This is a genomic window from Epilithonimonas mollis, assembly GCF_900142325.1.
GTDB lineage: Bacteria > Bacteroidota > Bacteroidia > Flavobacteriales > Weeksellaceae > Epilithonimonas > Epilithonimonas mollis.
The window spans coordinates 271,506-294,270 of the sequence record NZ_FRAM01000002.1 but is presented as its reverse complement, the minus strand read 5'-3'; the positions used below and the strand labels follow the sequence as shown (position 1 = coordinate 294,270).

19 protein-coding genes and 1 riboswitch are annotated in these 22,765 nt (G+C 37.5%); of the genes, 5 read left to right on the top strand and 14 right to left on the bottom strand.

Features of this window, described 5'->3' with window-relative positions; translation table 11 throughout:
* Nucleotides 1-5: 5 nt before the first annotated feature.
* Nucleotides 6-563, bottom strand: coding sequence for a thioredoxin family protein (locus BUA97_RS08785; RefSeq protein ID WP_072997483.1), 558 nt, complete (start codon nt 561-563; stop codon nt 6-8).
* Nucleotides 564-622: 59 nt separating this feature from the next.
* A complete protein-coding gene (gene miaA, locus BUA97_RS08780; RefSeq protein ID WP_072998544.1) occupies nt 623-1,540 on the bottom strand; it encodes a tRNA (adenosine(37)-N6)-dimethylallyltransferase MiaA in 918 nt (305 codons plus the stop codon).
* A gap of 63 nt (nt 1,541-1,603) precedes the next feature.
* On the opposite strand from miaA, the gene BUA97_RS08775 reads away from it, so the two are divergent.
* Both BUA97_RS08775 and BUA97_RS08770 read left to right on the top strand, forming a co-directional pair.
* Entirely contained in the window at nt 1,604-2,761 is a 1,158-nt protein-coding gene (locus BUA97_RS08775; RefSeq protein ID WP_072997482.1) for a methionine aminotransferase, read from the top strand.
* Nucleotides 2,761-3,324 carry a DUF2911 domain-containing protein gene (locus BUA97_RS08770; protein WP_072998543.1) on the top strand — a complete coding sequence of 188 codons (564 nt, stop codon included), beginning with the start codon at nt 2,761-2,763 and terminating at the stop codon, nt 3,322-3,324. The genes BUA97_RS08775 and BUA97_RS08770 overlap by 1 nt, the downstream gene beginning before the upstream one ends.
* Before the next feature lie 63 nt (nt 3,325-3,387).
* Here the strand turns inward: BUA97_RS08770 and hutG are convergent, their stop codons facing one another.
* Together hutG and hutI are read right to left on the bottom strand one after the other, a co-directional pair.
* On the bottom strand, nt 3,388-4,302 hold the full coding sequence (gene hutG, locus BUA97_RS08765; RefSeq protein ID WP_072997481.1) for a formimidoylglutamase: 915 nt from the start codon (nt 4,300-4,302) through the stop codon (nt 3,388-3,390).
* 3 nt (nt 4,303-4,305) lie between these two features.
* Nucleotides 4,306-5,529 carry an imidazolonepropionase gene (gene hutI / locus BUA97_RS08760; RefSeq protein WP_072997480.1) on the bottom strand — a complete coding sequence of 408 codons (1,224 nt, stop codon included), beginning with the start codon at nt 5,527-5,529 and terminating at the stop codon, nt 4,306-4,308.
* An 88-nt stretch (nt 5,530-5,617) separates the two neighbouring features.
* On the opposite strand from hutI, the gene BUA97_RS08755 reads away from it, so the two are divergent.
* Nucleotides 5,618-6,298, top strand: coding sequence for a hypothetical protein (locus BUA97_RS08755; RefSeq protein WP_072997479.1), 681 nt, complete (start codon nt 5,618-5,620; stop codon nt 6,296-6,298).
* Between the two features lie 32 nt (nt 6,299-6,330).
* Here BUA97_RS08755 and metF read toward each other — a convergent pair whose 3' ends face one another.
* From metF to BUA97_RS08725, 6 genes are all read right to left on the bottom strand, one after another.
* A complete protein-coding gene (metF, locus tag BUA97_RS08750) occupies nt 6,331-7,287 on the bottom strand; it encodes a methylenetetrahydrofolate reductase [NAD(P)H] (RefSeq protein ID WP_072997478.1) in 957 nt (318 codons plus the stop codon).
* Nucleotides 7,288-7,308: 21 nt separating this feature from the next.
* Nucleotides 7,309-9,972, bottom strand: coding sequence for a methionine synthase (metH, locus tag BUA97_RS08745; protein WP_072997477.1), 2,664 nt, complete (start codon nt 9,970-9,972; stop codon nt 7,309-7,311).
* Between the two features lie 77 nt (nt 9,973-10,049).
* Nucleotides 10,050-11,060: a homocysteine S-methyltransferase family protein gene (locus tag BUA97_RS08740; RefSeq protein WP_072997476.1), complete on the bottom strand. Its 1,011-nt coding sequence runs from the start codon at nt 11,058-11,060 to the stop codon at nt 10,050-10,052.
* 263 nt (nt 11,061-11,323) lie between these two features.
* On the bottom strand, nt 11,324-12,490 hold the full coding sequence (locus tag BUA97_RS08735; protein ID WP_072997475.1) for an O-succinylhomoserine sulfhydrylase: 1,167 nt from the start codon (nt 12,488-12,490) through the stop codon (nt 11,324-11,326).
* A 142-nt stretch (nt 12,491-12,632) separates the two neighbouring features.
* Nucleotides 12,633-14,171 carry an ACT domain-containing protein gene (locus tag BUA97_RS08730; protein ID WP_072997474.1) on the bottom strand — a complete coding sequence of 513 codons (1,539 nt, stop codon included), beginning with the start codon at nt 14,169-14,171 and terminating at the stop codon, nt 12,633-12,635.
* On the bottom strand, nt 14,171-15,118 hold the full coding sequence (locus tag BUA97_RS08725) for an alpha/beta fold hydrolase (protein WP_072998541.1): 948 nt from the start codon (nt 15,116-15,118) through the stop codon (nt 14,171-14,173). Before BUA97_RS08725 ends, BUA97_RS08730 begins: the two co-directional genes overlap by 1 nt.
* Nucleotides 15,119-15,173: 55 nt before the next feature.
* A riboswitch (SAM riboswitch) is annotated at nt 15,174-15,281 on the bottom strand.
* Between the two features lie 173 nt (nt 15,282-15,454).
* Between BUA97_RS08725 and BUA97_RS08720 the strand changes: the two genes are divergently transcribed.
* Together BUA97_RS08720 and BUA97_RS08715 are read left to right on the top strand one after the other, a co-directional pair.
* Nucleotides 15,455-16,261 carry a glucose 1-dehydrogenase gene (locus BUA97_RS08720; RefSeq protein WP_072997473.1) on the top strand — a complete coding sequence of 269 codons (807 nt, stop codon included), beginning with the start codon at nt 15,455-15,457 and terminating at the stop codon, nt 16,259-16,261.
* Nucleotides 16,262-16,481: 220 nt separating this feature from the next.
* Nucleotides 16,482-19,085 (top strand): MGH1-like glycoside hydrolase domain-containing protein, encoded by a 2,604-nt coding sequence (locus tag BUA97_RS08715; RefSeq protein WP_072997472.1) that lies wholly within the window; start codon nt 16,482-16,484, stop codon nt 19,083-19,085.
* A gap of 7 nt (nt 19,086-19,092) precedes the next feature.
* Here BUA97_RS08715 and BUA97_RS08710 read toward each other — a convergent pair whose 3' ends face one another.
* From BUA97_RS08710 to BUA97_RS08695, 4 genes are all read right to left on the bottom strand, one after another.
* Nucleotides 19,093-19,617: a hypothetical protein gene (locus BUA97_RS08710; protein ID WP_072997471.1), complete on the bottom strand. Its 525-nt coding sequence runs from the start codon at nt 19,615-19,617 to the stop codon at nt 19,093-19,095.
* Nucleotides 19,618-19,644: 27 nt separating this feature from the next.
* The gene (locus tag BUA97_RS08705) at nt 19,645-20,064 is read right to left on the bottom strand and encodes an OsmC family protein (protein ID WP_072997470.1); all 420 of its coding nucleotides are present in this window, start codon (nt 20,062-20,064) and stop codon (nt 19,645-19,647) included.
* 176 nt (nt 20,065-20,240) lie between these two features.
* Nucleotides 20,241-21,572 carry a DUF58 domain-containing protein gene (locus tag BUA97_RS08700; RefSeq protein WP_072997469.1) on the bottom strand — a complete coding sequence of 444 codons (1,332 nt, stop codon included), beginning with the start codon at nt 21,570-21,572 and terminating at the stop codon, nt 20,241-20,243.
* Nucleotides 21,573-21,767: 195 nt separating this feature from the next.
* A complete protein-coding gene (locus BUA97_RS08695; protein ID WP_072997468.1) occupies nt 21,768-22,763 on the bottom strand; it encodes an AAA family ATPase in 996 nt (331 codons plus the stop codon).
* Nucleotides 22,764-22,765: the final 2 nt, after the last annotated feature.

Here is a 22,765-nt window from a genome sequence, read left to right as displayed (position 1 = left end):
ACATATTATTTCCATTTGATGTTACAGCCGAGGCTTGGTCTTTGAAACTCCTCCTGTTCTGCTCCAGCTAAAAGATTTTCGAAAGCGATAATCAGATCTTCACCTGTGATTTCTTTTTGGTTTCCAGGGCGGGAATCATCCATCTGGCCGCGATAAATCAGGCTCAAATTCTCATCAAAAAAATAAAAATCAGGTGTGCAGGCTGCCTGATAAGCTTTCGCAACATCCTGAGAATCATCAAAAAGATAAGGGAATTTAATTCCTTTTTCGCTTACAAAATCTACCATCATTTCCGGAGAATCTGCAGGATATTTTATAACATCATTAGAATTAATTCCGATAAATTCGATGCCCTGAGTTTTATAATCTTCATATAATTCTTCAAGCTTATCAATAATATGGAGCACAAACGGACAATGGTTACACATGAAAACGATCATAGTGCCTTTTTTTCCTTTTAAAGATTCAAGACTTTGGAGTTCGTTATTTTTCGATGGATCCGGAAGTGTAAAATCCGGAGCTTTTGTGCCTAAAGACAGCATATTAGAAGGTGTGTTTGACATATTATTTTTGATTAAAGATTAAAATATTTTGAGATAAGAAGTTTGATGTTTTAACATTTCTAAATTCCTATCTGAGAATCACTTGATTTCTCCAGCAAAGATAATGCTTCTTGCAGAGAATTATTATAATTCACCCAGTTTACATTTTCCAGCTTTTTATTCCATGTAATTTGGCGTTTGGCGTATCGGCGAGAATTTTTTTTAATCTCTTCAATTGCAAAATCCAGATCCCATTCTCCGTCAAAATAGCGGAACAATTCTGAATAACCAACGGTTTGTAAAGCCACTTTATCTCTGGCAGCAATTAAGCCTTTGGCTTCTTCCAACAACCCTTTATCCATCATTTTATCAACCCGGAGATTGATTCTTTCATAAATGGTTTCTCGTGGCGCATTAATTCCGATTCTGATGGTTTCAAAATTACGTTGGGGTTTTGGCAAACTAAGATTTTCGGTGTAGGTTTTTCCGGTTTGCCAAATGATATCAATAGCTCTTAATAAACGTCTCGGATTATCCTTATCAACAATCGAAAAATAATCCGGATCCAGTTCTTCAAGTAATTTTTGCAAAGCTTCAAAACCGTCATTCTCCCAAATCGATAATAATTTCTGTTGATTATTTTCATCTGCTTCAGGTAAATCATTCATGCCTTCCACAACAGCTTTTTCATACATCCCGCTTCCGCCAACCATGACTGCAACATCATTTCCGGAAAAGATTTCTTCAAGTTTTTCCAACGCATCCACTTCAAACTGACCAATTGAATAATAATCATCAATACTGATGTTTCCTACAAAATGATGTTTCGCTTCTGCCAATTCCTCGTCAGTTGGCATCGCAGTCCCGATTTTCATTTCTTTGTAAAACTGACGTGAGTCGCAGGAAATAATTTCCGTATCAAGATGTTTTGCCAGATCGATTGCCAATCTGGTTTTCCCGATGCCAGTAGTTCCGATAATAGAGATTAGACGTTTCAACCAAAAAAATTTTTGCAAATTTACAAAATGGAGAATCAATAATTACTTATTTTTACAATCATAATGGCTCTCAAATTAACAGATTCCAAACTTCCTGATGTGAAAACAACGATCTTCACAGAAATGAGTTTATTAGCCCAACAGGAAAACGCAGTTAATCTCTCGCAAGGCTTCCCTGATTATCAGGCCGATGAAAACCTGCTCAAACATTTAGGTGATTTTGCAAAACAGGGTTATAATCAATATGCGCCTTTGTCCGGGATCAAGGAACTCCGGGAAGAGATTTCCAGGAAATTCAGCCTTCAGCACCATACAGATTATCATCCTGATTCTGAGGTCAATATAACAGCAGGCGCTACTCAGGGGATTTTCACAATCATCTCCGCATTTGTACAAAAAGAGGATGAAGTCATTATCTTCGAACCGGCTTATGATTGCTATGAACCGGCTGTTATTCTGAATGGCGGCATTGTAAAAAACTTAAAAATGCTCTATCCTGATTATCAAATCGATTGGGAAAAAGTTAAAAATCTGGTTTCCGGAAAAACAAAGATGATTATCATCAACAACCCGAATAATCCTTCCGGAAAAATCCTGAAACAAAAAGATATTGATGAATTAATTTCACTTGTAAAAAATACGGACATCATTATCCTGAGTGACGAAGTTTATGAAAGTATCACTTTCGACGAGAAACCTCATCTGACTCTAGCGAAATATCCGGATCTGAAAGAAAGAACTTTTGTGGTTGGTTCTTTTGGAAAATTGCTGCACATCACCGGTTGGAAAATTGGTTATGTTTGTGCGCCTTCGGATCTGATGGCTGAATTCAGAAAAGTTCATCAGTTCAACGTGTTTTGTGTGAACACGCCTGCACAATTTGCTATTTCTAAATATTTACAGAATATTGAGGATTTCAAATCAGTTTCAACATTTTTCCAAATAAAAAGAGATTATCTTAAAAATGCATTGAAGGAAACACCCTTTCATTTACTGGACTGTGAAGGAACGTATTTTCTGTCCGCAAATTTTGGCGCAATTTCTGATAAACAAGACAAGGATTTCTGCTACTGGTTAACTCAGCAACACAAGGTTGCAACTATTCCTTTTTCTGCATTTTATAAAGATAAGAACGATGAAAAGGTCATTCGTTTTTGTTTTGCGAAGAAGCAGGAAACATTGGATACAGCTATAGAACAATTATTAAAAATAAAATCTTAATGAAAAATTTAATTTTAGCGGCTTCATTATTAATAGGAGTCAGTACTTTTTCTCAGGCAAAAATAGACCCGACAAAGCTGAACTATCTTCCAGTCGATGTAAGTCCTATGGATGCTGTTTACTATCCTTTGCAGGCCACATCTTCCAAGGATACGCCTAAAGTGAAAGTACTCTATTCCAGACCTCAGAAAAAAAACAGAGCAGTGTTCGGAAATCTTGTTAAATATGGCGAAATCTGGAGATTCGGAGCCAACGAAAATACAGAAATCAAGTTCTATACACCAGTGAAAATCGGTGAAAAAGAAATTCCTGCGGGAACTTATAGTTTATTTGCTATCCCTTTTGAAAAAGAATGGACAATTGTTTTGAATTCTGACACAGATAAATGGGGTGCTTATGCCTATGACAAGAGTAAAGATGTTGTGAGATTCAACGTGCCTGTAGAGAAAGCGACTTCACCTATCGAATATTTTTCCGTGACGTTTGTACAGACAAAATCCGGAGCAGATTTGTACGCCGGCTGGGATAATTCTCAGGTCAAATTCCCAATTGAGTTTAAGTAATTTATTATTTTAAATAAATCATGCCTCGTTATTTTAACGGGGCTTTTTTATGTTTTAAAAAAGCTAAATCATAAACCATTCATTCACAAGACTTGCAGCCAGTCTTGCTGTTCTTTCCTGTATATCAAAATAAGGATTAACTTCCGCCACATCAAGTGCTATTGATTTTTCTGAAGATAAAATGTGGCGATAAATCTGCATGAACTCACGATCTGCAAAAATGCCGTTATATGCCGGAGCACTAACACCCGGCGCAATGGAAGCATTGAAAACATCCATACAAATAGTGACATAAACAATATCAACATCATCTAAAAATGTATTGATAGTAAACATAATATTGGGAATATTTTCGGCATAAATTTCATCAGCGAGAATATATTTCATACCAAAATCATCGGCTGTTTCAAATAATTTTCTGGTATTACTATTTTTCTGGATTCCGATATGCAAAGAGTGAATCTCAGTTTCCTGCGCAATCTGCCAAAATCCCGTTCCAGAAGTAGCCAATCCGTTTTCCGGTTCACGATTATCAAAGTGAGCATCGAAATTGATAATTCCTGTTTTTTTATCCGGAAAAGCTTTTCTGAGGGCTGAATAATGTGCAAAAGTGACTTCATGTCCACCACCTATAACTACGGATTTTCCTTGTTTTAATAAAACTTTGGAAACCATGTCAGCCAGTAAGTTCTGTGTTGCTTCGAGATCATTATTTTCACATTTAATATTTCCGAAATCTTTCATAGAAAATTCTGAATTGACAACCGGAAAATTGGATAAATTTCGTCTGATAATATCCGTTGCATCCTGCGCTCCTGCTCTTCCTTTATTACGCTTTACGCCTTCATCCACAGCAAATCCGTGCAAAACGAAATCTTTAGGATTAACGTTTTCATAATCCGATTCTATTTTTACTCTTTGAAAAATTCTATGGTAAGATTCTTCATTGCCATCGAAACGGCCTGTCCATTCAAGCATAATTTAGATTTTTTTTCCGTTGATGTAAATATTTTTTGGTTTCAAACTTCCCTGATGATAGAGAATATTTTGAAAATTATCTGTTTCGTAGGTGATGAAATCCGCTTTTTTCCCCTTGGCTAGAACCCCTCTGTCTTCCAGATCCAAAGCAAACGCAGCTCTGAAAGTGATTGCCGCCAAAACCTCTGCCGTTGTCAGTTTCTGATACGTTGCTAAAATTGAAGCTTGCGTCACGATATTTCCCATTGGTGCTGAACCCGGATTCCAATCCGTTGCAATGGCCAAAATGCCGCCTTTATCCAAAATTTTTCTTGCGGGCGAAAATGGTTCACCAAGACCTAAACTTGCGCCAGGTAAAGCAATGGCAACAGTGTCTGACTTGGCTAAAAATTCAATATCTTCATCGATTGTTGCTTCCAGATGGTCTGCAGATTTTGCACCCACTTCTACAGCAATCCTGGAACTGCCTGCTGTGAACTGGTCTGCGTGAACTGTGATTTGAAACCCTAATTGTTTGGCTTTCAAAATAAAATTTTTACTTTCTTCTGGTTGAAATGCTGACTTTTCAATAAAAATATCAACTCGATCAGCCAGATTTTCTTCTTTTATTTTTGGTAAAATTTCATTAACAATATAATTAAGATATTCTTTGGAAGTTCCTTCGAAATCCCTTGGCTTGAGGTGTGCAGAAAGACACGTTGGAACTAATGTCGCTGTGGTTTGAGTCTGAGCTTTTTTGATGGCTCGAAGCATTTTAAGTTCTTCATCAATATTTAATCCGTAACCACTTTTTATTTCAATTGTAGTGACGCCTTGTTTCACAAGAACCTGCACTCTCTTCAAAATTCCTTCAATCAAATCATCTTCTGAAGCAGCTCGCGTATGCTGAACCGAACTCCAGATTCCGCCACCGGATTCTGCGATTTCCAGATAGCTTCTTCCTGCATTTCGCATTGCAAAATCATTGGCTCGGTTTCCTCCGAAACAGATGTGTGTATGAGCATCTACAAAAGCAGGAAGAGTAATTTGCTCCTTATCAATAAGATCTGTTTCAGAATCCGGAAACATTTGTTTTAATGAATCAAAATCACCTATTTCCAGAATTATTCCGCCATTTGTAAGAATTCCGCCGTTTGAAATAATTTCTAAATCTTCATCATTTAGTTTTCCTCTAATAGAAAGATTGCTGAGCGTAATTATTTGTTTGAAAGGACCTGTTAATTTCATAAAATATCTTGAATGGTAAAAATAGCGATAAAGTTCTATTCTTTTCAATCATTATAAATTGTATTTTTACAAAAAAAAATTTTAACAAATGAAAACAACTCTGATAGCTACAGTGTTTTTCTTAACTGGAATTTCTATAAATGGGCAGCAGATAAGCTTAGGTGAAATCTCAAGAAATGCAAAATTCAATAAAACTATTGATGAGATTAATAATGGTAAAGCCGTCCTAAAATATTCCGACATACAAGGAAATCCATTTTACAAAAATGGATTCAATAATGCTAAAGTTGGAGATACTGGTACTATATTGCCCGTAAGATACAATCTCTTTAAAGATTCATTTGAGATTTTGAATGATAATGACATCTACTCCGTTCCGAAAGACAATTCTTTCTCCAAATTTACTTTTCTTAGCAGTAATGAAAAATTTATTTTAGATAAAGATAATGATGGTATTGCAGGTTATTTTTTAATCTTAACTGAGGGTCATAGTAAACTATTAAAGAAATTTGCTGTTAAATTCATCCCTGAAATTCCAGCTCCTAACACAATGATATCAGGAACACCTGCAAAATTTGAAAATCTAAAACCTGTATATTATTTGAAAACCGAAGATAATCTAATAAAAATCAGCAAAAAAGCAGACGACCTTATCAATGCGCTTCCTACAGATAAAAAAGATGCTGTCAAAGACTTTATCAAGACAAATAAAATTAAACTGACAGAAGAGATGGATCTGATTAAGCTGACCAACTTCCTTAATAAATAAGATAAAAGAGATGCAAATTGCATCTCTTTCTTTTAAAATATTTCTCTCCCTATTTTCAGAATATTATCACTTTTCCCCATCGAATAAAAGTGAAGAACAGGAACTCCATAGTTTAAAAGTTCCTTGCTCTGATTAATACACCATTCAATTCCGATTTCTTTCACAGCTTTGTTATCTTTCGCTTTTGCAACCGCAATTACAAGCTCATTAGGAATATCAACTTTGAATCGATGCGGGATCATACTAAGCTGACTTTTGGTAACTAAAGGTTTGATGCCTGGAATAATCGGAACACTAATCCCTTCTTCTCTGCATTTTTCCACGAACTCGAAAAACTTATGATTATCAAAGAACATCTGTGTCACGATGTAATCTGCTCCAGCTTCTATTTTTCTTTTCAGATGATGGATATCCTGAGAAAAACTAGCCGCTTCCATATGTTTCTCCGGGTAACCGGCAACCCCGATGCAAAACTCCGTTGGATAACAGTTTTCAATACTCTCATCCAGGTATTTCCCGGAATTCATCTCTCTTATTTGTTTTACCAAATCTTTGGCAAAATGATGGCCGTTTTTCTCCGGCTTGAAATAGATTTCAGTTTTTACAGCATCACCGCGCAAAGCTACAACATTCTGAATACCAAGAAAATCCAGATCAATCAGAAAATTCTCTGTATCTTCTCTTGTGAAGCCGCCACACAAAATATGAGGAACCGCATCCACCTTATATTTATTCTGAATCGCCGCACAAATCCCCACAGTTCCGGGACGTTTGCGCACTACTCTCTTTTCTAAAAGTCCATCCTGGCGCTCGATATATTCATACTCTTCGCGATGGTAGGTTACATCAATAAAAGCAGGATCAAACTCCATCAACGGGTCGATCGAATCAAATATGGATTGAATATTTTGTCCTTTCAGAGGCGGCAAAATTTCAAAAGAGAAAAGTGTTTTGCCGTTGGCGTTTTTTATATGGTCAGTAATTTTCATTCAAAAATTTTTTTATTAATATTAATCTGCCAAATTCGGAGCAAGCCATTTTCTGGCATAATCTAACTCGACACCTTTTCTTTCCGCATAATCTTTCAATTGGTCTTCATCGATTTTTCCGACTCCGAAATATTTTGATTTTTCATTTCCAAAATAATAACCGGAAACCGCTGCAGTTGGCCACATCGCCAGACTTTCAGTCAAAGTCACACCGATGTTTTCTTCAACTTTTAATAAATTCCAAATCGTCAGTTTTTCCAAATGGTCGGGACAAGCCGGATAACCTGGAGCCGGACGGATTCCAAAATATTTTTCTTTGATCAATTCTTCGTTATCCAAAGTTTCATTTTCAGAATAAGCCCAATATTCGGTTCTGATTTTTTTGTGAAGATATTCGGCGAAGGCTTCTGCAAGACGATCTGCCAGAGCCTTTACCATAATCGCATTGTAATCATCCATTTTATCTTCATATTCTTTCGCCAGTTCATCTGCTCCAAAACCTGTACAAACGCAGAAAACACCCAAATAATCCTGCTTTCCCGAATTTTCCGGCGCAATAAAATCGGCCAAAGCAAAATAGTCTTTACCCTCAGATTTTTTATGTTGCTGACGCAAAGTTCTGAAAGTCGAAATCACATTTTGATTGTCATCATAAACCAAAATATTGTCCTTTTCGTCAGCATTGGCAGGAAAAATCCCGAAAATACCTTTCGCTTCGAAACTCTTTTCTTTCAGAATTTTTGCAAGCATCGTTTTTGCTTCTTCAAAAAGAATAGAAGCTTGTTCGCCGACAATTTCATCAGTTAATATATCAGGAAATTTTCCAAACAATTGCCAGCTTCTGAAAAAAGGAGACCAGTCGATAAATTCTACCAATTCGTCCAGATTTTGGTCTTCAATAATCGTGATTCCTAATTTTTTAGGTGTTGAAATTGATTCATTTTCCCAATCGATTTTGAATTTTTGATTTCTCGCTTCTTCGATTGTGACGTATTCTTTATCAACCTGACGATTCAGAAATTTCTCTCTAAAATCATCATAATCTTTTCTGATTTCCAAGGCATAGGCATTAGATTTATCATGATTCAAAAGAGAACTCACAACACCAACCGCCCTGGAAGCATCATTTACATGAACAACCGTGTTAGAATATTTAGGAGAAATTTTCACCGCAGTATGCGCTTTGGAAGTCGTTGCGCCTCCAATTAACAAAGGAAATTTTAGATTTTTGCGCTCCAATTCATCAGCAATATGAACCATTTCGTCCAGACTTGGTGTAATCAATCCGCTCAAACCAATGACATCCACTCTTTCATCGATCGCAGTCTGGATAATTTTTTCCGCAGGAACCATTACGCCTAAATCTACTATCTCGTAATTGTTACAACCCAAAACCACGCTAACAATATTTTTTCCGATATCGTGAACGTCGCCTTTTACAGTTGCCATCAGGATTTTTCCATTCGAACGTTGCGTCTGGTCTTTTTCTGCTTCGATGAAAGGCTGAAGATACGCCACAGCTTTTTTCATCACTCGGGCAGATTTTACAACCTGAGGAAGAAACATTTTTCCACTTCCGAACAAGTCGCCGACAACGCCCATTCCGGTCATCAGATTAATCTCAATCACATCAAGCGGACGTTTAGAATTTTTCCTCGCTTCTTCAGCATCTTCTTCTATAAAACGGTCAATTCCTTTAACCAAAGCGTGTGTGATTCTTGTTTGCAAATCCTGCTCTCTCCAGCCAAGATCTTCAGCTTTTTCTTTTTTGGTGGATTTATGTTTTTCGGAATAATCCAGAAGTTTTTCTGTCGCGTCCTCTTTTCTGTCGAGCATTACATCTTCCACCAATTCCAGTAAATCTTTCGGGATTTCGTCATAAACTTCCAGCATTGTCGGGTTTACGATTCCCATATTCATTCCCGCTTTTATGGCATGGTAAAGGAAAACAGAGTGCATCGCTTCTCTCACAGAATCATTTCCTCGGAACGAAAACGAAACATTGGAAACGCCTCCACTTACGGACACATTCGGGAGATTGTTCCGAACCCAACGTGTAGCCTCGATAAAATCTATGGCATTTCTTCGATGTTCATCCATTCCTGTTGCCACAGGAAAAATATTAAGGTCAAAAATAATATCCTCGGAAGGAAAACCAACCTGATTCACTAAAATATCATAAGACCTTTTGGAGATTTCTATTCTTCTTTCATAATTATCAGCTTGTCCAACTTCGTCGAAAGCCATCACAATCACGGCAGCGCCATATCTTTTGATGGCTTTGACTTGTTTGATGAACTCGTCCTCGCCACCTTTCAAACTGATGGAATTCACGACCGGTTTTCCCTGAACAACCTGCAATCCTGCTTCCAGAATTTCCCATTTTGAAGAATCTATCATAATTGGGATTCTGGCAATATCCGGTTCTGAAGCGATGAGATTCAGAAACCTCACCATTGCAGTTTTCCCGTCCAAAAGTCCGTCATCGAAATTGACATCCAGAATCTGCGCCCCACCTTCTACCTGGTCTCTCGCAATATCCAAAGCTTCAGAATATTTTTCTTCTTTGATGAGTCGAAGAAACTTTTTAGAACCTGCCACATTGGTTCGCTCTCCAACGTTGATAAAGTTGGATTCGGGCGTTATGATGAGAGGTTCGAGACCTGATAATTTTAAGTATTTCATAAATTAATTTACCAACGTAACAATTTACCAATGTAACAATCTTGAGCTCTTAACTTATTGGTAAATTGATACACTTTTTATATTGTTACATTGATTTTCCTCGGTTCGTAGTTCTTTGCCAAATCAGCAATTGCTCTGATATGTTCTGGTGTTGTTCCGCAACAGCCACCAATAATATTGATGAGTCCTTTTTCTAAATATTCTTCGATCTGATTTGCCATTTGTTCTGCGGTTTCGTCATATTGACCGAAAGCATTCGGTAGACCGGCGTTTGGATACGAAGAAATTCCGAAATTGGTGTGATTAGCTAGAATTTCTAAATAGGGCGTCAATTGTTTCGCACCTAAAGCACAGTTGAAACCAACACTTATCAAATCCATATGCGAAACGGAAATCAGAAATGCATCAGCTGTTTGTCCGCTCAATGTTCTTCCGGAAGCATCGGTAATGGTTCCCGAAACCATAATTGGAATGACAATATTTCTTTCTTCCCGGATTTCATCAATCGCAAATAATGCTGCTTTTGCATTCAAAGTGTCAAAGATTGTTTCAACCAAAAGAATGTCAGAACCTCCGTCTAGTAAAGCTTCGGCTTGTTGTTTGTAGGCGATTCTCAGTTCATCAAACGTAATTGCTCTATAACCCGGATCGTTCACATCCGGACTAAGACTTGCGGTTCTGTTGGTGGGCCCGATGGAACCTGCTACAAATCTTGGTTTGTCGGGATTCTGAGCAGTAAACTCATCGCAGACTTTCTTAGCTATTTTTGCGGACTCGTAATTAAGTTCGTAGACCAAATTTTCCATATGATAATCTGCCATCGCAATGGTAGTTCCGGAAAATGTATTGGTTTCTATAATATCTGCACCTGCCAAAAGATATTTTCTATGAATTTCTTCAATTGCTTTTGGCTGTGTAAGAGACAACAAATCGTTATTTCCTTTGAGTGGATATTCCCAATCTCTGAATCGCTCACCGCGGTAATCTTCTTCGGAGAAATTGTAGCGCTGAATCATTGTTCCCATCGCTCCGTCGAGGATGAGAATTCTGTCTTTCAGCGCTTTGTATAGTTGTTCTGAATTGTTCATAATTCACTTCTTTTTTTTCTAATGTTACATCGGTTTTACCGACGGCTATTCAAATTGAATCCTTCGGATTCTTTCCATCCTTGATTGGAAGACAAAACTTCAACATAGCCCCGATAGGAACGGCATCCTTTTTTGTTTTTCTGAAAATTTTCTATTGATGACAAACCGTTGTAAACAAAAAAGATACAGTGGATAGCGGGTTGGGCACTTATTTCGAAGGCGAAAACTTGTTGCTCCTTTCTTCGACTACGCTCAGGATGACGTTAATCCAAAGCTTGTTTTAAATCATTAATTATATCATCAATATTTTCCAATCCAACGGAGCAACGTACTAGTCCAGCGGTAATTCCAACCTCGTTTCTTTCCTCATCGGAAAGCTTGGAATGTGTTGTAGAAGCGGGATGTGTAACAATGGTTCTTGTATCGCCAAGGTTTGCGGAAAGGGAACACATTTTTATTTTGTTGAGGAAATTTCGTCCACCGTCGATACCGCCTTTGATTTCAAATGCAACGATGTTTCCGCCTAATTTCATTTGTTTTTTAGCGATTTCATAGCTTGGATGAGATTTCAGGAAAGGATATTTTACCAATTCTACGTTCGGATGATTTTCCAGAAACTCGGCAACTTTCAGGGCGTTTTCACAATGTTTTTCGACACGAATCGCCAGCGTCTCCAGACTTTTGCTCAAAACCCAAGCGTTGAAAGGCGACATCGCCGGCCCTGTGTTTCTGGCGAAAAGGTAAATCTCACGAATCAAATCTGCTTTTCCTACTGCAACTCCACCGAGAACTCTGCCTTGACCATCAATCAATTTCGTTGCTGAATGAACAACAATATCCGCTCCGTATTTAATCGGCTGTTGCAAATAAGGCGTTGCAAAACAATTGTCTACGATGAAAATCAAGTTATGCTTTTTTGCAATCTGTCCGAAAAATTCCAAATCCAAAACTTCAATTGCCGGATTTGTTGGTGTTTCCAAGTACAATATTTTTGTATTTGGTTTGATGTATTGTTCTACATTTTCAGCATCTTCTGCTTTGAAATATGATGTTTCGATGTTCCATTTCGGGAAATATTTTGTGAACAAAGTGTGCGTGGAACCGAACACCGACTGACAGCTCACAATATGATCTCCAGCATTGAGCAACGCTGCAAATGTTGAATAAATCGCTGCCATTCCGGTTGAAAAAGCATAACCAGATTCTGCACCTTCCATTTTTGTAATTTTATCTACAAATTCTGTGACGTTCGGATTACTGAAACGGCTGTAAAGATTTTTGTTTTTTTCCTCCGCAAAACTTGCACGCATATCTTCCGCATCTTCAAAAACGAAGCTGGAAGTGAGATACAATGGCGTGGAATGTTCGTCAAACTGAGTTCTTTCGGTTTGGGTTCGGATGGCTAGAGTTTCGAAATTTTGGTTTTCCATTTTATTTTTCCCGTGGGTTTTATTTACGGTTTTTAATATTGAACCCTTCGGGTTCGTTGATTGGTTTTGATTTTATTTCCATCGATTTCACCGACGGCTACTCAGATTGAACTCTTCGAGTTCTTTCTTGAATATCTCTTTCTTATTTAGTTTCGCTTAATCTTAAAATATCCCCGAAAACGCCTCTGGCAGTTACTTTTGCTCCAGCTCCAGCGCCCATAATGACGATTGGATTTTCGCCGTAACTTTCTGTATAGATTTCAAAAATGGAATCTGAACCTTTCAGCTGTCCTAATGCGGAATTAGCCGGAACAGAAATTAATTTGACATCCAATTCACCTTTTTCTTTTTGCAAATCGCCGTGCAAATCGCCGACATATCTTAAAACGTGATTCGGTTCTTGACTTTCTTTGATTTTCTGATAATCGACGTCTAATTCTTCCAATCTTGAAAGAAATTCTTCTTTAGAAACAGACAACAGGTTTTCCGGAACAAGATTCTGAATATTGATATCATCAAATTCATTAATCAAATCCAGTTCTCTTGCCAAAATCAACAATTTTCTGGCGACATCATTTCCTGATAAATCTTCGCGCGGGTCTGGTTCTGTGAAACCTTTTTCCATGGCTTCACTGGTGATTGTTGAAAACTTGTCGTTTCGAAGAGAAAAATTATTGAACACATAACTTAATGTTCCGGAGAAAACACCTTTGATTCTCGTGATATTTTCTCCTGAAAGATGCAGTAATTTAATAGTATCAATCAAAGGCAAACCTGCGCCAACATTGGTTTCATAAAGATATTTCTTCTTATTTTTTTCTAATAATTTTCTGAAATTCCGGTATTCAGCAATCGGTAAAGTATTGTAGATTTTGTTGGAACCAACCACATCAAATCCGTTCTCTACAAAAATCGGATAGTTTTTCACGAAATCTTTACTCGCCGTATTATCCACCATCACAAGGTTTTCCAAATGATGTTCGTTCGCAAAATCTACCAAAGATTGAACACTCGATTCATTTTGAGAATATTTGATTTTCTGTCTCCAATCGCTTCCGAAACCAGCTTTGTTGAACGCTACTTTTCTGGAATTGGCGATGGCAACTATTTTTAATTCAACTCTTTTTCGATTCAAAATATCGTGAGCAGAATCTAAAATTTGCTCCACCAAAGTTCCGCCAACATTGCCGTGACCAATCAAAGCGAGATGAACGGTTTTTGGTTTTCCGTAGATTTCGGTTTCGATGATGTTTTTGGTGATTTCGGTTTGATTTCCGGTTACCACAATGTTCACTCTTCCGGCAGAAGCGATTTGGCTTAATAATAAAGGGAAAATTTTATTACGTTGAAGTTCCGATAAAATCTTATTATAATTATCTGAAACAAAACCAATCACACTCAGATTTTCGATGCTGTAAATATTGCTGACGTGACCTTCGGATTTTTCCTTTTCGAATTCTTTTTTGAGAACATCCACTGCATCTTGCGCGTCATCTTCATCGACCAAAACAGAAATTCCGTTTTCAATCGCTTGTTGTGAAATGACGCCAACGCTGATTCCGCCGCCGTTCAAAGCATTGAAAATCCGTGAATCTACTCCGATTTGCCCCAAGAAATCTTTTCCTTCAAAATTCACTAAAGCTTTGTTTCTATAAATATTAATTACGTTTTGGTCTGTCATCAGTTCAAAAATAGAGGTGTTAAAATGTTATTCAGCTGTTCATATTCCATCAAAAAAGCATCGTGTCCGTGAATGGATTTGATCTCGTGGTACTGAACGTTTTTGTTTTTATTTAGTAAAAATTGGTAAGTATTTTTAATTTCAAAAGCTGGATAAAAAAGGTCCGAATCAACTGAAATTAAATGGATTTCTGCATTGATGTTTTCCAGCTCATTTTCGTTTCCGTTGATGTTCATCAGAAGATGATTGACGAGTTTATAAGCCTTTAAACTAAATCTTTCGTTTAATCGTTTTCCGTGGAAATTGAGCCAGTCGTGCGATTTGAGGATTTGTTTTCCATAATCTTTTTCTCTGTTGAATCTTGAGTTAAGAGATTCAGGCGTTCTGTAACACAACATTGCGTGTACTCTGGCTTTTTCGAGTGGTTTTTCTTCTGATTCCAAAAGATATTTCTGAACCAGACATTGAGAATGCAACCAATCCGAGGTTTTAAAATCTGTCGCAATTGGGATGAATTTTTCGGCTAAATTATTTTCTAAAGTCAACATTTCCCAACCAATTGAACCGCCAATCGAACCTCCAACCAAAGCAAATAGTTTTTCGATTTTAAGATATTTCAATCCTTCGAGGAAAATTTCTGCAACATCCTGAACTGTAAAATCTTCGTAATTATCGACGAAAAATCCGTCGAAACCATTTCCGGGAATATTGAAAGAAATGATTGTGAATCGATTGTTATCAATAACTTTTCCTTCTCCAACCAAAGATTTCCACCAACCGTTTTCGCCGGCAACATCAGAGTTTCCGGTCAAAGCGTGGTTTATCAAAACTATCGGGGCAGAATGCAGTTCTTTTCCAAAAAGCTGATAGCTTAATGGAATATCGAAAACTTTTCCGTTCTGAGTTTCGAAATTTTGAATGTTGATATGTTGTAGCTTGTCTTCCAATTTTTTGCCTGATAAAAAATTGAAAATGCTACAGAGAATTGTAGAATGAATGTTTTGGTTATCTTTTCCCGAAAACCTCGGGATAGAATTTAGCACCTTCTTCGTTTCCGAAGGGTTGCCAAGGTTTCACAGAGTCTAATCTCTCCACCTTTCTCGATAACATTTTCAATATGTAAATGAACAATTCTGACTGCAAAGATAGATAAGAAATTATTGTTTTTCCAAATAAACTGAAAAATGTCAGTATAAATTTTTTATTAACAATCCAATTTAAGAAATTTATAACAGTAATTCTGTACAGTATTTGCTTAAGAAAATTCACATAAAAAATAAACAATGGACATTAATTTAAATAAACAAGTTGCTATTGTAACAGGCTCTAGCAGTGGAATCGGGAAAGGTATTGCTATCAGCCTGGCAAAATCCGGTGCAATTGTAATCGTTAACCACTCATCAGAACATTCCCGGACTGAGGCTGAGGAAACGTTAAAAATCATTAGTGACAATGGTGGTGAAGGTTTTATCATCCAATGTGATGTGAGCAAGGAAGACCAGGTTTTGGCGATGTTTCAGTCGACCATTGAGAAATACAGAACGGTTGATATCCTGATCAATAATGCTGGTTTGCAACAAGATGCGTCTTTTACCGAGATGACCTTAGCGCAATGGCAGAAAGTAATTGATGTGAATCTGACAGGGCAATTTCTTTGTTCACGAGAAGCCATCAAAGAATTCTTAAAACGTGGAATGAATGACAAATCCAAAGCACTTGGAAAAATCATCAACATCAGCAGTGTCCACGAGACAATTCCGTGGGCCGGACATGCCAATTATGCTTCCAGCAAAGGTGCGTTGAGAATGCTGATGCAGACCCTGGCTCAGGAATATGGAAAACAGAAAATCCGCGTGAATAATATTTGTCCGGGCGCTATCAAAACACCAATTAACAAATCGGCCTGGGATAATGAGAAATCTTTGGATGCCTTGATGACTTTAATTCCGTATGACAGAATCGGGCAACCGGAAGATATTGGAAATTTAGCCGTATTTTTGGCGAGTGATTATTCGGATTATATTACAGGTGCGAGTATCTATGTGGATGGCGGAATGACGACACTGGAGAGTTTTGCGGATAACGGATAATTAATTATTAATGGTTTTTAAATCGTTGAAAGAAATCACAAAACCTCAACATAGCCCCGATGGGAACGGCATCCTTTTTTTGCTTTTGGGGGAAGTTGCCTTTGATGACCAATCGTATGAGTAAAAAAAGATATAGTGGACAGCGGGTTGGATGTTCTAACAAATGGACAACCGTGATGCTCCTAAATAAAGAATAATTATTCTCAAAATAATTAGAAAAATGAATGAAGCAGAAAAACTGAAAAACCCAAACTGGAAAAAATGGGGGCCATATGTAAGTCACCGCCAATGGGGAAATGTGCGTGAAGATTACAGCACAAACGGTGACGCATGGGGTTTCACAGGTCACGATACGGCAGAAGCCTGGACGTACCGCTGGGCAGAAGAAGGTATTGCAGGAATCTCTGACGAGAAACAGCAGTTGTGCTTTGCGCTTTCTTTCTGGAATAAAAATGACTGCAGAGTTAAGGAACGTTTTTTTGGACTGAGCAATTATCAGGGCAATCACGGCGAAGATATCAAGGAGATTTTTTATTATCTGGACAACACACCGTCTCACAGTTATATGAAGATGGTTTATAAATATCCCGTCAATGCTTTTCCTTACGAAGATCTAATCAACACAAATGCGCAACGTTCTAATAAAGATCCGGAGTATGAAATTATTGACACCGGAATTTTCGACAATGATGAATATTTTGATATTTTTATTGAATATGCAAAAGCCGGGGAAGATGATTTCTTAATCAGAATCGATGTTCACAACAGAAGCAACAGACCGGCTCCAATTGTGGTTTTACCAACAGTGTGGTTCAGGAACAACTGGATGTGGGGTTACAACGATTACAAAGGACAGCTCGGCTTTTCTAAACAGGGCGAAATCGACGTTCATCACAACAGTCTGAACATCAGAAAATTATATTCCCGGAATAAAAATGTTGATTCTCTTTTTTGTGAGAATGAAACCAACCGATCGAGATTATTCAATCTCCCGAAAACAGAAGGTTTTTTCAAAGATGGTATCAATCAATACATTACTAAAGGTCTTGATACGGTAAATCCTTCAAAAGTTGGCACAAAAGCTTCTTTGCATTGCGAAGAAATCATAGAAGCGAACAGCAATAAGATTTTCGAGTTCCGGTTGTCGCCCCATATTATGGATGATGCGTTTTATGATTTTGATGAAATTGTGGCAAAACGAAAAGAGGAGGCTGATGAATTTTACGGGAACATCCAGAAAGATATTGAGAATGAAGATGAGAAAAACGTCCAAAGACAGGCTTTTGCAGGGTTGCTCTGGAACAAACAATTCTATCACTACAATGTCGGGAAATGGCTGAAAGGCGACCCAAACTTCCCAATGCAGAGAAAAGGTTTTGTGAGAAACAGCGATTGGGAGCATCTTCATAATAAAGATATCATCTCTATGCCCGATAAATGGGAATATCCATGGTATGCAACCTGGGATCTGGCTTTCCATTGCGTAAGCTTTTCAGTAATTGATTCCGAATTTGCTAAAAACCAATTGATTACACTGACTAAAGAATGGTATATGCATCCGAACGGACAAATGCCCGCCTATGAATGGAACTTCGATGATGTGAATCCTCCTGTTCACGCCTGGGCGACATTCAGAGTTTTTAAGATTGATGAAAAAAATAATGGAAAACCTGATTTGGCTTTTCTGGAAAGGGTTTTCCAGAAATTATTATTGAATTTTACTTGGTGGGTCAACCGAAAAGATTACAACGGAAATAACCTTTTCGGAGGTGGATTCCTTGGTCTGGACAACATCGGTGCTTTTGACAGGAATATGGAATTCAATGAAGGGGAACACCTGGAACAAGCCGATGGAACGAGCTGGATGGCGATGTATGCGCTGAATATGATGCGTATTTCTATGGAACTCGCAACGTACAATCCGGTTTATGAAGATATGGCCATTAAGTTTTTTGAGCATTATCTTTACATAGCCGAAGCGATGGAAAACATCGGTGAAGGTAAACAAGGTCTTTGGAACGAGGAAGACGGGTTCTTCTATGATTTGCTTCAACTTTCCAATGGTGACAGTGTGAATCTGAAACTTCGAAGCATCGTTGGGTTGATTCCGATGTTTGCCGTAGAAGTAGTGGAACACAGTATGCTGGAGAAACTTCCCGAGTTCAAAAAAAGGATGGAATGGATTCTGAAAAACAAACAGGAATTGACGAAACTCGTTTCGCAATGGTACGTGGAAGGCGAAGGCAACAAACATCTTTTGAGCATCCTCAGAAAAACAAGACTGACGAAAGTTCTCACAAGATTGGTAGACGAATCTGAATTCCTCAGCGATTACGGAATCCGTGCAATGTCTAAGGTTTACGAAGAAAATCCGTTCCGCTTTACCGTTCATGGACAAGAGCACGTGGTTTATTATACGCCGGCCGAAAGTGACAGCCGAATGTTTGGTGGCAACAGTAACTGGCGCGGACCGATTTGGTTTCCGATTAACTTCCTGATAGTCGAAAGTTTACAGCGTTTTCATTTCTTTTTCGGCGATGCATTGACAATTGAATATCCGAAAGGAAGTGGTGTTCAAAAAAATCTGGAAGAAGTTTCAGAAGATATCAGCAACAGACTGTGTAATATTTTTCTGAAAAATGAAGATGGAAACCGTGCTTTCAATGGCGGTGTGGAGAAATTTAACCAAGATCCGCATTTCAAAGACTACATTATGTTCTTCGAATATTTCCACGGTGACAATGGCCGGGGCGTTGGCGCTTCCCATCAAACCGGATGGACTTCTACAGTGGCAAAGTTGATTCAGCCGAGGTTGAAGCATTAAATTGATGTTATTTAGGATTTGAAATTCTCAACGGAACTATATCTTTGATAACTTTAAATCCTAAATTTCCTTCCGACTCTAAAATCTTTACTAAAGTTATATCATTTATAAAATCTTCTTGTGTTGTAGAAATCAATAATTTCTTGTTTTTATGCTTTGTCAATTTTAAATCTATAAAAACTAAAAATTCACCATTTATTTGTTTGTGAAAGTTTTGTTTATCAACAATTTTATAGATTTTTTCTTTTGACTTGGTATGTATAAAACCATTATTTATACAAAAGAAACTGATTATAGTAAAATTTCCAGCGATAAAATATGTGAAGAAATAATATAAATAATTCTGTTCTAATAAAATTGATTTAATATTCTTCTTAAAAATAACACCTATTATTATTCCTAATAAAAAAAGTACAAAAATAAATATTGGAGACACAATCGTTATAAAAAGTAACTTTAAATTTACTAAGGTCAGAATACTAAACAATAATGCGAATACCAATAATAATAAGATTTCTTTTTTGTTATTCATATCACTATCTATTTTCTCGAATTAGAATTATACTTTTTCACCATTGACGAAAACCTCGTATGTAATTTCCACATTCGGTTCCAGAGTTTTGGAAACAGAACAATATTTTTCGAAAGACAATTCTCCTGCTTTCTTAGCTTTTTTCGGGTCGATTTCACCTTCAAGGAAAAATTTCACTTTGATAGATTTGAACGGCTTTGCCTCATCAACCTGAACTCTTTCGCCTTCAACTTCCGCTTTGAAATCGGTGATCGTCTGGCGTTGTTTTTTTAGGATTGAAACGACATCAATTCCGCTACAGCCGGCAACAGCCATTAGCAAAGATTGCATTGGCGAAACACCTTTTGCGCCCGGCAAAGTCGTATTGTCGAGTAAGATTGAATTGCCTTGTTCATTGGAACATTCGAACAAAAAATCGTCGTTGATTCTATTGAGTGTGATTTTCATTTTTTTATTCTTAATTAAAGATGATTTATCTAAGTCTTCGACTCCGCTCAGACTGACACTTCTGACTTTGACAGATTAATGTCAGCGATGTCACACTGAGCGGAGTCGAAGTGTTTGGGTAATTATTACGTTACGCTCTACTTTTTTATAATGCTAAAATTAAAGTGAGTTCAAATTTACAAAATTCCTCGTGCTTTTATCTCCAGATATTTATTGATAACATCGATATTGAGATTCTCGGGAAGTGTATAAATGCTGTAAATTCCGTATTTTCTAAGTTCCTGAATAATCAGTTTTTTCTCGAATTCAAATTTCTCTGCAATGATTTCGTCATAGATTTCCTGCATATTTTCGGGATTGGTATTCAGCAGTTTGTGAACTTCAGAATTCTTGAAAAATACGACTACTAAAAGATGATTTTTGGCGATGCCTCGCAGATATTTCATTTGGCGATTGAGCGCGTCCAAGGTTTCAAAATTGGTGAAAAGCAAAACCAGACTTCGTTGATTCAAATGGTATTTTGTGTCCTGATACAATCTTCCAAAATCACTTTCAAAGAAATCGGTTTGAACGTTGTACAACGCTTCGGAAATCTTTCTTAATTGTCCGGATTTGTTATCTGCCGCCACTTTATTTTCCGTTTTTTTGGCGAAAGTCATCATTCCGGCACGGTCGCCTTTTTTCAGAATGATGTGTGACAGAGCCATCGCCGCATTGATGGAATAATCCAGCAAACTCAACCCGTTGAAAGGCATTTTCATTGTTCTGCCTTTGTCAATCAACATCATAATACGTTGCGATTTCTCATCCTGAAACTGATTGACCATCAATTTACTGGATTTTGAAGTTGCTTTCCAGTTGATGCTTCGGATGTCATCGCCCTGAACGTAATCCCGGATCTGCTCAAACTCCATCGTGTGACCGAGCTTTCTGATTTTCTTGATTCCGCCTAGCAAAAACTCATTTTGAAGCGCCATCAATTCATATTTTCTGAGATGGATGAATGATGGGTAACTCGGCAACTTTGCGTCTTTCTGAAACGTAAATCTTCTTGAAACCAAACCAATTGGTGAATTAACATAAATATTAAGGTTTCCAAAACTGTATTCGCCACGTTCTTTTGGTTCGAGGATATATTCGAAAAAGGTATTGTTTCCGCTTTCGATATTCTTCTTAATCAGGAAATCTCTCTTTTGGAATTGAAAAGGAATTTCGTCTATAATGTTTGTATTGATATTGAAATTGTAATTATTTCTAATATCAACTTTAACTGAGTTTTCGTCGCCATTTGACAACTTCTCCGGCAAGATTCTTTGTGCGTTGATGCCTTCCTTATTTTGAAATAAAATCAAAGCATCAACAATAGTTAACAATAAAACAAAAATCAATAACGAGTTGGCCATCCACATCATAAAAGGAAAGAAAAATGCCAAAACATAACAAATTCCAACGCCGAATAATGCGAAGAAGAATTTGTTATTAAGATATGTTTGTTTTAATGTTTTCACTTGAAATTAATTCGTTTAATTGAACACAAAGTACACAAAGATTTTTTTAAATATTTAATTTTTTAGGTTCACAAAGGCGTAAAACTTAACAAAGTTTTGATTATGAAAAGACTTCGACTCCGCTCAGCCTGACAGTGTTTTAAAATATGTTATTAGAGATGTCATCATGAGCGGAGTCGAAGGATTTGTAAATTTCTATCTTGGAACTTCAATACTTTCCAAGATTTGTCTAATGATTTCGTCCGCTGTCAGACCTTCCATTTCACGTTCCGGCGAAACGATAATTCTGTGTCGCAGAACTGCGTATGAAGCTTCTTTGATATCTTCCGGCGTCACAAAATCACGACCCCGAATCGCCGCAAAAGCTTTACTCGCCGTCAGCAAAGCCAAACTTGCTCTTGGCGAAGCTCCTAAATATAAAAACTGATTTTCCCTCGTATTGACAATGATTTTCGCAATGTATTCCAAAAGGTTTTGTTCCACAATGATATCCTTAACCAATTGCTGATATTGTTTCAATTGCTGACCAGAAATCACCGTTTGAACTGAATCGGTTTTGTCTTCCAGCTTATTATTATGTTGGTTTTTAATGATCTCAATTTCCTGCTCCAGATTCGGGTAACCAACCTCGATCTTGAATAGAAAACGGTCGAGTTGTGCCTCCGGCAATCTGTAAGTTCCCTCGTGCTCGATTGGGTTTTGAGTGGCAACTACTAAGAACGGTTCTTCCATCGCATATCGCACCCCATCCATCGTGATTTGTTTTTCTTCCATCACCTCGAATAAGGCCGATTGCGTTTTGGCTGGCGAACGGTTAATCTCATCAATTAAAATAAAATTCGAGAAAATCGGACCTTTTTTATATTTAAAATCCGCTTCTTTCACATTGAAAACCGAAGTTCCCAAAATATCAGAAGGCATCAGATCCGGCGTAAACTGGATCCTGCTGAAATCTACTGAAATGGTTTTTGCCAATAATTTTGCAGTGACAGTTTTCGCAACACCGGGAACGCCTTCTATCAGAACATGTCCGTTTGACAACAATGCTGCGAGCAAATGTTCAATCATATTTTCCTGGCCTACAATCACTTTTGCGATTTCGGCTTTTACACGTTCCAGATTAGTCCGTAAGCCCGTCATATCCAGCCTGGACTGGAATTCGGGCGCTTTGTCTTGGTATTGTTCTTCCATAA

Excerpts from the sequence above, each read along its gene's own strand:
- BUA97_RS08785 (WP_072997483.1), bottom strand. The coding sequence starts at position 563 with ATGTCAAACACACCTTCTAATATGCTGTCTTTAGGCACAAAAGCTCCG.
- BUA97_RS08775 (WP_072997482.1), top strand. The coding sequence starts at position 1,604 with ATGGCTCTCAAATTAACAGATTCCAAACTTCCTGATGTGAAAACAACG.
- BUA97_RS08770 (WP_072998543.1), top strand. The coding sequence starts at position 2,761 with ATGAAAAATTTAATTTTAGCGGCTTCATTATTAATAGGAGTCAGTACT.
- hutG (WP_072997481.1), bottom strand. The coding sequence starts at position 4,302 with ATGCTTGAATGGACAGGCCGTTTCGATGGCAATGAAGAATCTTACCAT.
- hutI (WP_072997480.1), bottom strand. The coding sequence starts at position 5,529 with ATGAAATTAACAGGTCCTTTCAAACAAATAATTACGCTCAGCAATCTT.
- BUA97_RS08755 (WP_072997479.1), top strand. The coding sequence starts at position 5,618 with ATGAAAACAACTCTGATAGCTACAGTGTTTTTCTTAACTGGAATTTCT.
- metF (WP_072997478.1), bottom strand. The coding sequence starts at position 7,287 with ATGAAAATTACTGACCATATAAAAAACGCCAACGGCAAAACACTTTTC.
- metH (WP_072997477.1), bottom strand. The coding sequence starts at position 9,972 with ATGAAATACTTAAAATTATCAGGTCTCGAACCTCTCATCATAACGCCC.
- BUA97_RS08740 (WP_072997476.1), bottom strand. The coding sequence starts at position 11,060 with ATGAACAATTCAGAACAACTATACAAAGCGCTGAAAGACAGAATTCTC.
- BUA97_RS08735 (WP_072997475.1), bottom strand. The coding sequence starts at position 12,490 with ATGGAAAACCAAAATTTCGAAACTCTAGCCATCCGAACCCAAACCGAA.
- BUA97_RS08730 (WP_072997474.1), bottom strand. The coding sequence starts at position 14,171 with ATGACAGACCAAAACGTAATTAATATTTATAGAAACAAAGCTTTAGTG.
- BUA97_RS08720 (WP_072997473.1), top strand. The coding sequence starts at position 15,455 with ATGGACATTAATTTAAATAAACAAGTTGCTATTGTAACAGGCTCTAGC.
- BUA97_RS08715 (WP_072997472.1), top strand. The coding sequence starts at position 16,482 with ATGAATGAAGCAGAAAAACTGAAAAACCCAAACTGGAAAAAATGGGGG.
- BUA97_RS08710 (WP_072997471.1), bottom strand. The coding sequence starts at position 19,617 with ATGAATAACAAAAAAGAAATCTTATTATTATTGGTATTCGCATTATTG.
- BUA97_RS08705 (WP_072997470.1), bottom strand. The coding sequence starts at position 20,064 with ATGAAAATCACACTCAATAGAATCAACGACGATTTTTTGTTCGAATGT.
- BUA97_RS08695 (WP_072997468.1), bottom strand. The coding sequence starts at position 22,763 with ATGGAAGAACAATACCAAGACAAAGCGCCCGAATTCCAGTCCAGGCTG.